Annotated in this window: 5 protein-coding genes; 4 read left to right on the top strand and 1 reads right to left on the bottom strand. The window is 65.8% G+C overall.

The window, feature by feature from the left end:
- Positions 1–181: 181 nt before the first annotated feature.
- Entirely contained in the window at positions 182–505 is a 324-nt protein-coding gene (locus OJI97_RS13300; protein ID WP_297664196.1) for a TIGR02300 family protein, read from the bottom strand.
- A gap of 125 nt (positions 506–630) precedes the next feature.
- Between OJI97_RS13300 and aroA the strand changes: the two genes are divergently transcribed.
- From aroA to OJI97_RS13280, 4 genes are all read left to right on the top strand, one after another.
- The gene (gene aroA, locus OJI97_RS13295; RefSeq protein ID WP_297664194.1) at positions 631–1,971 is read left to right on the top strand and encodes a 3-phosphoshikimate 1-carboxyvinyltransferase; all 1,341 of its coding nucleotides are present in this window, start codon (positions 631–633) and stop codon (positions 1,969–1,971) included.
- A complete protein-coding gene (locus OJI97_RS13290; RefSeq protein WP_297664192.1) occupies positions 1,968–2,597 on the top strand; it encodes a d(CMP) kinase in 630 nt (209 codons plus the stop codon). The genes aroA and OJI97_RS13290 overlap by 4 nt, the downstream gene beginning before the upstream one ends.
- A 530-nt stretch (positions 2,598–3,127) precedes the next feature.
- Positions 3,128–4,840: a 30S ribosomal protein S1 gene (gene rpsA / locus OJI97_RS13285; RefSeq protein WP_257543109.1), complete on the top strand. Its 1,713-nt coding sequence runs from the start codon at positions 3,128–3,130 to the stop codon at positions 4,838–4,840.
- A 207-nt stretch (positions 4,841–5,047) separates the two neighbouring features.
- Positions 5,048–5,326, top strand: coding sequence for an integration host factor subunit beta (locus tag OJI97_RS13280; RefSeq protein ID WP_297664189.1), 279 nt, complete (start codon positions 5,048–5,050; stop codon positions 5,324–5,326).
- Positions 5,327–5,389: the final 63 nt, after the last annotated feature.

Raw genomic sequence — 5,389 nt, 5'->3', positions numbered from 1 at the left:
GCTGACCTCTACAATGCCATTGTAGCGCTCTCCCAGCTGAGCTAAGGCCCCGTGCCATTTTGCTGGTCGCCCCTGGGTGGTGCGACCGGGACGCCGCCTTTACCAGCGCGCGCCCGTTATGCAAGGGGCCAAATGCATCGGGCGATGCTTTTTTGGCCCCTCGTCGTCCAACGCGGCGACGTCAGCTTTCGTCGTTGCCGTCGTCGCCGGTATCGACGCCCAGATCGTCGTCGCCGCCAAGGTCGACGTCGTTGTCGGGCGAATCATTGTCCTCGTCGACATCGACGTCCAGATCCAGATCCTCGTCGACGCCTTCTTCCTTGGGCGTCTTGCCGGGCTTTTCAGCCTGCTCGAACGGCATCGGCTGCTTCGATTTCAACACCGATTCCGGGATCCACGCATAGCCGCAATTGATGCAGGTGACCGGATCATCCTTGGTCAGATCATAGAATCGGGTGGCGCATTTCGGGCAGCTACGCTTCGTGCCCCATTCAGCCTTTATCATATATTCCTCTTAAACCTTTGAAGGTGTGAGATAAATTTCGGAGAAAGGGCGGCACCGAAATGGCCGTCCGTCAAATCGGCGTGCGCCTTGCCAGATTGTTTGCCCGCTGTCAAAAGCCGCACGCGATGACAGACGATAGCCCCAGCCAGCACCCCAGCCCGCGCGCCTTTTCCGCCTCCGTTCCGCTCAAGGGCCGGATCGCGATTCCCGGCGACAAGAGCATTTCGCACCGCGCGCTGATGCTGTCGGCGCTCGCGGTCGGGACGAGCCGCGTCACCGGCCTGCTCGAGGGGCATGATGTGCTCGCCACCGCCGCCGCGATGCGCGCGATGGGGGCGAGCATCGAGCGCACCGGCGACGGCGAATGGGAAATCGACGGCGTCGGGGTCGGCGGGCTGCTCCAGCCGCGCGAAGCCGTCGACATGGGGAACAGCGGCACCTCGACGCGCCTGCTGATGGGCCTCGTCGCCAGCCACCCGATCACCGTCACCTTCACCGGCGACGCCAGCCTGTCGGGCCGCCCGATGGGCCGCGTGATCGATCCGCTGAGCCAGATGGGCGCCGACATCACCGCCTCGCCGGGAGGGCTCCTGCCGCTGATGGTGCGCGGCCTCGCCCCCGCTATCCCCCTCGCCTATCGCCTGCCGATGGCGTCGGCGCAGGTGAAGAGCGCGGTGCTGCTCGCTGGCCTCAACACCCCCGGCATCACCGAAGTGATCGAGCCGGTGCCGACCCGCGACCATAGCGAGCGGATGCTGCGCGGCTTCGGCGCCGATCTGACCGTCGAGACCGATGCCGACGGCACGCGCCATATCCGCCTGCGCGGCGAGGCCGAGCTTCGGCCGCAGACGATCACCGTGCCGGGCGATCCCTCATCGGCCGCCTTCTTCATCGTCGCGGCGCTGGTCGTCCCCGGATCGGACGTCGTCATCGCCAATGTCGGCCTCAACCCGACGCGCGCCGGACTCGTCGAAGTGCTGCAGGCGATGGGCGGCAGCATCGAGCTTCAGAACGCCCGCGAAGTCGGCGGCGAACCCGTGGCCGACCTCCGAGTCCGCCATAGCAACCTCAAGGGCATCGCCGTCGATCCGGCCATCGCGCCGAGCATGATCGACGAATATCCGATCCTCTTCGTCGCCGCCGCGCTCGCCGAAGGGCGCACCGTCACCACCGGGCTCGACGAACTGCGCGTCAAGGAAAGTGACCGCTTGGCCGTCATGGCGGCAGGCCTCGCCGCGATCGGCGCGCGGGTCGAGGAGAGCGCCGACGGCCTCGTCATCGACGGCAGCGGCGGCGACCCGCTGCCCGGCGGCGCGATGGTCGCGGGCCATCTCGACCACCGTATCTGCATGAGCTTCGCCATCGCCGGCCTCGTCAGCAAGGCGCCGGTCGAGATCGACGACATGGCCCCGGTCGCGACGAGCTTTCCCAATTTCGAGGCGCTGCTCGGCGGGCTGCAATCATGATCATCGCCGTCGACGGCCCCACCGCGTCGGGCAAGGGCACGATCGCGCGCGCGCTCGCCGCTCATTTCGCCCTGCCGGTGCTCGACACCGGGCTGCTCTATCGCGCGGTCGGTTATCAGACGCAACTCAATCACGGCGATCCCGACGATAGCGCCGATGCGCTCCGCGCCTGCGATTTCCCGGACAGCCTGCTGGACGATCCGGCGCTGCGCTACGAAAGCACGGGCGGCCTCGCGAGCCGCGTGTCGGTGCACCCCGCGGTCCGCCAGGCGCTGTTCCAGCGCCAGGTCGATTTCGCGAACCAGCCGGGCGGCGCGGTGCTCGACGGGCGCGACATCGGCACGGTGATCGCGCCGCACGCCGACGCCAAGCTGTTCGTCACCGCCTCCCCCGAGGAACGCGCGCGGCGCCGCCATGCCGAGATGCTGGGGCGCGGGGTCGATGTCAGCTATGACGCGGTGCTCGCCGACATCCACGCCCGCGACGCCCGCGACACCGGCCGCGCCGACGCGCCGCTGATCCGCGCCGGGGACGCGCTGCTGCTCGACAATACAGCACTCGATCGCGACGCAGCGATCGCGGCGGCGATCGCTTTCGTCGAGGGCAAGGCCGGGACGCGCAGCTGAAAGAAGGCTTCGCGCAGAGATCGCAGAGGATTTTGGTTCACGCGGAGGCGCGGAGGCGCGGAGATTATGGCTCGGGCCGATAGGCCCCTTCATGCTCCGCCCCGTCGCGGTTCCAGACAGGTTACAGGAGAAAGCCGCTTCGCGGCAGGCGTCATCTCTCCGCGCCTCCGCGTCTCCGCGTGAATCCCTTTCCTCCCTCCCTCTGCGGTCTCTGCGCGAATCCCATTTGCTCTGCCGTCGATGACACGATCACGCAGATCGGCCTTTCCCCTTGCCCAAAGCCCCTTCCCCGCCTATACGCGCGCCGTCCGACGGGCGGTTTGCCGGTCGAGGCACGGGTGAACCGCCGCTCCGACCGGAGCGTCGGGCGTGATGGGGTAACCTCGTCGCGCCCTTTTTGCTTTGTCCGTGTTTCGTCCGCGATCCACCTCGAGGATGTCTTGCCTCGCATCCGGCGGGCAGGACGGATCGGCCACAAGACCAGCGGACCCAACCGCTTGGCCGGAACAAATGAAGTAAGGAAACTATCCATGGCCACTACGGCTTTCCCGACGCGCGACGATTTCGCCGCGATGCTCGATGAATCGCTTGGTGGTGCCGACGGCGGCTTTGAAGGCCGCGTCGTCAAGGGCACCGTGACCGCGATCGAAAACGACCTGGCAGTGATCGACATCGGCCTGAAGAGCGAAGGCCGCGTGCCGCTTCGCGAATTCGCGATGCCCGGCCAGAAGGCCGACCTCAAGGTCGGTGACGAAGTCGAAGTCTATGTCGACCGCGTCGAAAACGCCAATGGCGAAACCATGCTGTCGCGCGACCGCGCTCGCCGCGAAGCCGCCTGGGACCGCCTGGAAGAAGAATTCAACAAGGAAGCCCGCGTCGAAGGCGTCATCTTCGGCCGCGTCAAGGGCGGCTTCACCGTCGACCTCGGCGGCGCCGTGGCGTTCCTTCCCGGTTCGCAGGTCGACATCCGCCCGGTGCGCGACGTCGGCCCGCTCATGGACCTGCCGCAGCCGTTCCAGATCCTCAAGATGGATCGCCGCCGCGGCAACATCGTCGTGTCGCGCCGCGCCATCCTCGAGGAAACGCGCGCCGAACAGCGTTCGGGCCTGATCCAGAACCTCGAAGAGGGTCAGATCATCGAAGGCGCGGTCAAGAACATCACCGATTATGGTGCGTTCGTCGACCTCGGCGGCATCGACGGCCTGCTCCATGTCACCGACATGAGCTACAAGCGCGTCAACCACCCGAGCGAAGTCATCAACATCGGTGACACCGTCCGCGTCCAGATCATCCGCATCAACCGCGACACGCAGCGCATCAGCCTCGGCATGAAGCAGCTCGAAAGCGATCCGTGGGAAGGCGTCGCCGCCAAATACCCCGTGGGTGCGAAGCTCAAGGGCACCGTCACGAACATCACCGATTACGGTGCGTTCGTCGAACTGGAGCCCGGCATCGAGGGTCTGGTCCACGTCAGCGAAATGTCGTGGGTCAAGAAGAACGTCCACCCCGGCAAGATCGTCTCGACCAGCCAGGAAGTCGACGTCATCGTCCTCGAAGTCGACAGCGACAAGCGCCGCATCTCGCTCGGCCTCAAGCAGGCCCAGTCGAATCCCTGGGGCGCGTTCGCCGAAACCCACCCGGTGGGCTCGGTCGTCGAAGGCGAAGTCAAGAACGCCACCGAGTTCGGTCTGTTCGTCGGTCTGCCCGGCGACGTCGACGGCATGGTTCACATGTCGGACATCGCCTGGGGCATCTCGGGCGAGGAAGCGCTGCATCTCCACCGCAAGGGCGAGCAGGTGCAGGTCGTCGTTCTCGACGTCGATGTCGAGAAGGAACGCATCAGCCTCGGCATCAAGCAGCTTGAAAAGGGCGCTCCGGCCGTTGGCGGCGGCGCCGCTGCTTCGGGTTCGCTGAAGAAGAACGAGATCGTCACCGTCACCGTCCTCGAAGTCCGCGACAACGGCCTTGAGGTGCAGGCCGGCGACGATGGCGCCACCGGCTTCATCAAGCGCGCCGATCTTGGCCGCGACCGCGACGAACAGCGCGCCGAACGCTATCAGGTCGGACAGAAGTTCGACGCAATGGTCACCGGCTTCGACCGGTCGAAGAAGCCCAGCTTCTCGGTCAAGGCGCTGCAGATCGCCGAAGAGAAGCAGGCCGTCGCGCAATATGGCTCGTCGGACTCGGGTGCGTCGCTCGGCGACATCCTCGGCGAAGCGCTGAAGGCCGGCAAGAAGGACTGATAATTTCACGTCCTCGCCGTCAGGCAACAGAAAAGGCCCGCGGAGTGTCCCTCCGCGGGCCTTTTTCTTTCGGTGATATATTTTGACCGAACAGTGATTCATGATACTCTCCCGCCCGCGTTGGGAGGGGTCCTCACGCACATGGAGCCGGCAACGACCGGATGGCCTGCGCCCGTCGGGCGCGCGTGACTATATTAGGGGAAGCACATGATCCGGTCGGAACTGGTGCAGAAGATCGCGAGCGAGAACAGCGATCTGCGCCTTGAAGAGGTGGAACGCATCGTCGATGTCTTTTTCGATTCCATCGTGGACCAGCTCGCCGGCGGCGGCCGGGTCGAACTGCGCGGGTTCGGCGCCTTTTCGACGCGATCGCGCGAATCGCGCACTGGCCGCAATCCGCGCACCGGCGCCCCGGTCGCGGTGAACGCCAAGAGCGTGCCCTATTTCAAGCCCGGCAAGGAAATGCGCGAGCGGCTGAACGACTGAGGGTTCAAACCTCGTCATTGCGAGCGCAGCGAAGCAATCCAGGGTAGCGTAAACCGCTCTGGA

It is taken from the genome of Sphingopyxis sp., assembly GCF_025869345.1.
In the GTDB taxonomy this organism is placed as follows: domain Bacteria; phylum Pseudomonadota; class Alphaproteobacteria; order Sphingomonadales; family Sphingomonadaceae; genus Sphingopyxis.
Note: the sequence above shows the minus strand (reverse complement) of the source record. Positions and strands in the feature narration are given on the sequence as shown.